Annotated in this window: 2 protein-coding genes; both read right to left on the reverse strand. The window is 31.6% G+C overall.

The features are described from left to right. Positions 1-458 precede the first annotated feature (458 nt). Positions 459-4454, reverse strand: coding sequence for a hybrid sensor histidine kinase/response regulator transcription factor (locus AAC024_RS15645; RefSeq protein WP_339896424.1), 3996 nt, complete (start codon positions 4452-4454; stop codon positions 459-461). A 154-nt stretch (positions 4455-4608) separates the two neighbouring features. Continuing rightward, entirely contained in the window at positions 4609-4746 is a 138-nt protein-coding gene (locus AAC024_RS15650; protein ID WP_339896425.1) for a hypothetical protein, read from the reverse strand. Positions 4747-5011 lie beyond the last annotated feature (265 nt).

Genomic DNA, 5011 nt, shown 5'->3' on the forward strand with positions numbered 1-5011 from the left:
AGTTAGTACTGCAATTGCTATAATTACTAAAGGTTTTAATTGTGTTTTCATGGTTTTTATATTATTTATTCAAAAAGCTCAAAATAAGCTTGTTACAATATTATATCAAAAACCAAAAAGCATCATGTACTATTTAGTCAAAGTCTAGCAGTATTTGTGCATTGCATATAAAATTTGTGTTTTTAATGTAATATTGGAAGATTGAATTAAATAAAGCAATAGTGTCCAGTTAAAGACATAAGACCGCTACGCTGTAAGAACCAAGAATCAAGACTTGATTGTAACTAATTGATAAACATTGATTTTTAAATTCATACCATTCTAAAAAATAAAAATTTTCAGTAATTGCAAAAAGCAACCCCTTTTTTTTATAAGCCTTGAAAACCCTGTGTTCACAATGGTTTTCATTAAATGAACTATTTTTAATCGGACAATAGTATTAAACTGTTTAAAATATGTTATTTAAGAAAATCGCTTGGTGCAAAGCCAAATTCTTCCTTAAAGGCACGACTAAACCAGGAGGGATCGTTAAAACCAACTTCATAAGCAATCTCGGAAATGGTTTTATTAGTAGTTTGCAAGAGTTCTTTTGCTTTTTGTAGTCGGATAGATCTTATAAAAACCGCTGTAGATTTATCGGTAATGGCTTTTATTTTTTTATAGACTTGAGATTCGCTTAAATGTAACTTGCTAGCAAGGTCTGATGCACCAAAAGTTGCGTTACTGATTTCCTCATTAACTACGATTATGACTTTTTGAAGAAATTTTGTTTCAGGGTTTTCAGCCCTATTGTTAAGGAATTTAATAAAGCCCTCTTTTTTAATTTTGTCGATTAGTTTTTTTCGAACTAAAACCAGTTGATCCAATCTGATAAATAGTTCTTTTTCGTTAAAGGGTTTTGCTAGATAGGCATCTGCTCCATGCGCCAGCCCTGTTAACCGATCTTCAGTAGTTACTTTCGCCGTTAAGAGTATAATGGGGATATGATCTGTTCGTTCATCAGATTTTAATGCGGCACACACTTCAAAACCATCTTTGCCAGGCATCATAACATCACTGATAATGATGTCTGGTATTTTTTCGTATGCCATGTCTATACCCAAATTCCCATTGATGGCATGTATGGTTTGGTACTTCCCTTTTAGACAAGCTTTTAAATAATGGGCCACATCTTCATTATCCTCAACAATAAGCGCCAAGGGTAATACAGAAGCCTCATCTAAAACTGTTGATTCCGTTTTAGTACTATTTGATGTTTTTTTAATAGGTGGTTCTACCGTTATTTTTGCGTCTACTGTTTTAACCGCATTATTGGTTATTGGTATTTGTACCGTAAAGGTGCTTCCCTTACCAAGAGTACTCTCTACATCAATAGTTCCGTTCATTAATTCCACAAATTCTTTGGCTAAAGAAAGACCAATACCTGTACCGCTACGCTTTTGAGACGATACGTCATCTACTTGATAGAAGCGATCAAATAGATGGGTTATGTCATTTTCTGTTAGCCCTAAACCGGTGTCTTTGAATTTTATTGATAAAAATTCATCGTCTTTTGTTTGGATTTTGTTAAGATGGACAAATATTTTGCCATTTGCCGATGTGAATTTTATGGCATTTGAAAGCAGATTGGAAACAATGGATGCCATTTTATTCACATCAATATCCATTTCCAAAGTATCAATTTCGGAATAAACAGTAAGATCAATTTTCTTGGATTCAGCTAGTGAATGAAAGCTTTCACTCAAATACTTTACAAACGGAATGGCATCGGTTTGTACCAAATTCAAATCCATGGAGCCACTTTCTACTTTTGCTAAATCCAGCATTTCATTAACCAATTGCAATAAATTTTTTCCGTTACGCCGAATCATTTCCAGAGACTTATCGGTGTCTTCAAAATGGTTGTTTTTAACATTAGATTTCAAGGTGTCCGCCATTCCAAGAATTACAGTAAGTGGTGTTCTAAATTCATGAGTGATGTTTGCGTATAGTTCTGTCTTGGCTTCATCAATTTGCACTAACTTCTCTGTTTGGTGCATAAGCAGTTCGTTTTTGTGATGGATCTCCGTCGTCCGTTCTGCCACAAGATTTTCTAAATTTTCATTTTTTCTTCGCAGTTCTTTTGATCGCCATTGTAGTATTAGCGATAGCAATGCAATGGTCCCTAAACCATAAAGGAGATACATCCACCAGGTTCTGTACCAAGGTGGTAAAACGGTAAAGGAATAACTATCATCTTCTCCAATATGATTAAAAACATTTTTTGAACGTACTTTAAAATGATAATCCCCTTCTGGAATGTTTGTATAATCTTTTTGGGTTTCTAACGACCATGATGACCAATTTTCATCAAACCCTTCCAGCATATATTGGTATTCATTTTTAGATTCGTCATCATAACTAGTTGCCGCAAATTCAAATCGGAATGCATTGTTTTTATATGGAATGGATGTACTTTTCTTTTCTGTTTTTACTCCTCCAAATAGTAATGAGTCTGATTGATAAACCACTTTTCTGATATGTGTATTGAAATCGTGTTCACTTGTGCTTTCAATATTCAGATCGTGCCTTATAATTCCATCACTTCCTCCATACCAAACAACATTATTTTTATCTGTAAAATGGGCTGTATTGACATCTAAAGAAATCCGTTCATCTACAATTTTTTTAATAACATAAGAGCCATTGGGTTGTTTAGTAACTTTAATTCTAGATCTTTTTTCATCTTCTTTCTCTAATTGCGCAAACATCCATAAGTCTCCATTCTCATCTTCTTTCTTGACGGATATTTCACCAAACAGTCCAAATGTTTTTCCAAATGAATGGTTTGCTACGATACTGTCTTGTTCTTCAATATATTTATATGGATAATTATTTATCGTAAATAAAACGTCTCCATTAACAAATTTCAAAAAGAGAACTCCAGATGGTAGTTCCTTATTTGCTCTAAAATGTTTTACATCGGGATTTTTATAGCTTTTAGAAAAGCTAACTTTCCAAACACCATCTGTTTGTGATTCTAACCATAAGTTTCCATTTTTATCTTCGACTATTTCCCTAATATCGTCTTTAATTCCGTTAATTCTGCCATCATCTATCCATTGTCTATTATTATATTTTATGGATGCTAAACCATCGTCAAGACCAATATAAATTCGATTGGGATCTGTTTTTGACCTCATTAAAGCTGAACTTTTGTAATTAAATTTTTGTACAATTTGATGGTCAACAATAATGTGCATTCCAGCCCTAGATGCAGAAAATAGACTATCATTAATTGCAATAAAATAAAATGCTTGAATAGAGGGGTTTTTAGCTTTAGAAAAAAAGGATTCACTTATAGTTTTAAATATATTACTGTTTTTTAGATCCCCTTTAGGAGCTAAACTTAACACTCCATTAAAATTGGCTACGTACAGTTTTTCTTTATGTCTAAAAATTCTATTTACATAACCATTTAATCCATGCCTTTCATCAAAAATAGTATATGGTGAGAGTAATTCTATTCTTGAAATCCCATAGTTGGTGGTTAACCATACCCCTTTTTGTTTATCTTCAAGGAAGTTGACAATATAATTATTAATAAGTCCGTCAATTTTATCTATTGCTTTTATAAAATTTCCGTCTGCATCTAATAAAGCTACACCTCCATTATACGTGCCTATTATATACCAGCCATTACTTAATTTTTTAATTCTTCTTGCAAAATTTTCTGTTAGATAATTATTACTTGCTGTGTTAAAAGGCGTAAAATTTCCTTTGTCAAGAATAAACAGCCCTTTTTTTAGGGTAAGTACTAGCAGTTGATTTTCTTTTAATGGTACTATATCTACAATGACTTGTGCTTTTATACTAGAGGCGTTAGCTACATCTTCAAATTTATCATCAACTAATTTTCGTATAATGACATTGTTTTCAATCACATATAAGTCGTCATTTATTGCTTTTGAAAAATTGAAACCTATTTTAGGATTTAGGATTTTAAACGCCTCATTATTCCATTGAAATATTTTATCTCTAGATTGAAAGTAAATAGTATTCTCTATAATACTTATGCTTCTTATATATTGAAATTCTTGATTTGTTTTGGGTAAATATTTTTTTAAGGAAACAAATTGTAATTTACCAAAAGCATCAGCTTCTAAATAGCCTAATTCATTATCTCCTCCAACATAAATTCTATTTTCTTTTGTTACTGCTAACGATAATGATCTGCCTAAATTGGGCAGTTGAATAAGTCGCCACGATACGCCGTCATATTCTAATATCCCTTCATTATTACCAAAATACATAAAGCCTTCATTGCTTTGTACAACCGCCCAATTTTGAGAATCTGCTGCATAATCATCTGGTGTGTAATTTTGTATAAACGGAAGCCCTATTTCTGAAAGAGATTGTGTATTAGCATTGAAGCCAATAAAGATGAATACAAGTATATAAAGTATCTTTTTCATTGATTGTTGTCAATAATAAAGATAAACAAATAAAAGTGAACTGATTAAATGGAATAACACAATTCTATAAGCAAAGAATCTTATACTGAAGAATAATTTATTTTTTTGAGTTAGTCATTTAGATTCTGTATCTTATTGATAATAAAAACAAGTATTATGGAACACTCCTTTTTAAGCTGATTTCTGAGCGTTTACCGTTTACAGTAATACGGGCATAGATAGAAAGTTGATTCGAATGGCTTCTTGATTTTCTTGTAAAGAAAATAATGGTGAATGTGCTTTTTGTTTTCATTTTAAATGACTTTTTGTTAAACAATAATTTGTAAAGACGAAAGTCAAATCACTTTAAAGATACATTTATATAGTCAACTAATTGCTGAATTTTAACAAATCGGTCAACACTTTTTGAAAAATAGTTTTGTTATCCGATTTGTTGACTTTTTTAACAGTGTTTTTTACTTTCTTATGATACTGTTAAAAATGCAAAAACCTGTAAATCATACGATTAACAGGTTTTTGATAATGATTGATATACTATTTTGTCGGGGTGGCAGGAT

It is taken from the genome of uncultured Algibacter sp., from assembly GCF_963976535.1.
Taxonomy (GTDB): Bacteria; Bacteroidota; Bacteroidia; order Flavobacteriales; family Flavobacteriaceae; genus Algibacter_B.